At 60.5% G+C, this 362-nt stretch carries 1 pseudogene; it reads left to right on the forward strand.

The features are described 5' to 3' along the window. Window positions 1-71: 71 nt before the first annotated feature. Window positions 72-362, forward strand: a pseudogene (locus PSET11_RS00035) (transposase); the annotation flags it as partial.

A 362-nucleotide genomic window follows, 5' to 3' on the forward strand; every position in this document is an offset into this window, starting at 1 on the left:
CCTGAGCTGCCGCGGAGATCTCGGACAGTGGGCCCTCATAAAATGAGGGTCTACCGAAAGTAGAGATCAGCATGACCGCATCACGGAAGCGATTTACCCAGGAGTTCAAGGACGAGCTGTGCCGCGAGGTGATCAACACTTCCAAGCCGATCAAGGACGTGGCCACCGCGTACGGTGTTGGCCCTGAGACGCTCCGCAACTGGCTGGTCAAGTACCGCGAGGCCAACGGCGGCACGGAGACGGATCTGACGGTGACGGAACGGGCCCGGCTCAAAGAGCTCGAGCGTGAAGTTCAAGAGCTGCGCGCGGAGACTGCCTTCTTGAAAAAAGCCAGCGCTTACTTCGCGCGGGAGCAGCGGTAG

This window comes from Arthrobacter ulcerisalmonis (genome assembly GCF_900609065.1).
In the GTDB taxonomy this organism is placed as follows: Bacteria; Actinomycetota; Actinomycetes; order Actinomycetales; family Micrococcaceae; genus Arthrobacter; species Arthrobacter ulcerisalmonis.